This is a genomic window from Burkholderia sp. S171 (genome assembly GCF_009766085.1).
GTDB lineage: Bacteria > Pseudomonadota > Gammaproteobacteria > Burkholderiales > Burkholderiaceae > Caballeronia.
In genome coordinates this window covers 1-878 of sequence record NZ_LMUF01000069.1, presented here as the reverse complement: position 1 = coordinate 878, position 878 = coordinate 1, and the positions used below count along the sequence as shown (strand labels likewise).

At 60.5% G+C, this 878-nt stretch carries 1 protein-coding gene; it reads left to right on the top strand.

The features are described 5' to 3' along the window. Positions 1-878 (top strand): urea ABC transporter permease subunit UrtB (gene urtB / locus GSQ93_RS36330; RefSeq protein WP_158941026.1); only part of this gene is annotated, 878 nt, incomplete at both ends.

Below are 878 nucleotides of genomic sequence, written 5' to 3'. Positions count from 1 at the left end.
TTACACGATACCGATCCGAACAAGCGCCTCGAAGCCGTGCAACTGGTTGCCGCGCGTCACGACCTCGATATGAACGAACTCTTGCGCCCGATCGTCGCAAAGAACGCGGACGGTACGTTTAACGAACCCGATGAACGCGTACGTGCCGCAGCGCAAGCAGGTATAGAAGAGCTGAATTCGATTCAGCGGCGCGGCGAGATTGTCGGCACGATCTTCGCGGGTCTGTCGCTGGGCAGCGTGCTCTTGCTCGCTGCACTGGGCCTCGCGATCACGTACGGTCTGATCGGCGTGATCAACATGGCCCACGGCGAATTCCTCATGATCGGCGCCTATGCCACGTACGTGGTCCAGAACCTCGTTCAGCACTACGCACCCGCTGCCTTTAACTGGTATCCACTGTTCGCGGTGCCGGTGTCGTTCGCAGCGGCTGCGGTGGTTGGCATCGTGCTGGAACGGCTCGTGTTGAAACATCTCTACGGCCGTCCACTTGAGACGCTCCTGACCACGTTCGGCATCAGCCTGATCCTGATCCAGGCAACAAGAACGATCTTCGGCGCGCAGAACGTGCAGGTGACGAACCCCTCGTGGATGAGCGGCGGTGTCTCCATCATGCAGAACCTTATATTGCCATACAACCGCCTGACCATTCTCGGCTTCTCGCTGGTTGTCGTGCTGCTCGCATGGGTCGTACTCACCAAGACGCGCTTAGGCCTGTTCGTACGCGCTGTCACGCAGAACCGCCGGATGGCCGCGTGCGTCGGGGTAAAAACCGCGCGCGTGGATTCGTATGCGTTTGCCTTCGGCGCAGGCATCGCGGGACTGGGCGGTTGCGCGCTCTCGCAGATCGGCAATATCGGGCCGGATCTGGGGCAGAGCTA